Genomic DNA, 206 nt, shown 5'->3' with positions numbered 1-206 from the left:
GCGCCCTCGGCTTCTGGAAGGCACTGGACGAGGCCTTTCCCGGCACGCGGCACCAACGATGCTGGTGCCATAAAGTGAGCAACGTACTCGACAAGGTCGCCAAATCCGTGCTGGGCCCCATGAAGAACGACCTGCGGAACATCTATCTGGCCCCACACCGGGCCGAAGCTGAAACCGCGATCGACGTCTTCGTCGAGAAATACCAC

Annotated in this window: 1 protein-coding gene; it reads left to right on the top strand. The window is 60.7% G+C overall.

The window, feature by feature from the left end; genetic code table 11:
- The coding region (locus QJT78_RS53055; RefSeq protein WP_281461037.1) for a transposase at positions 1–206 on the top strand (206 nt) is incomplete at both ends.

The sequence above is a fragment of the Bradyrhizobium sp. Mp27 genome (assembly GCF_029953005.1).
Taxonomy (GTDB): Bacteria; Pseudomonadota; Alphaproteobacteria; order Rhizobiales; family Xanthobacteraceae; genus Bradyrhizobium; species Bradyrhizobium barranii.
This window is presented reverse-complemented; position numbering and strand designations above follow the sequence as displayed.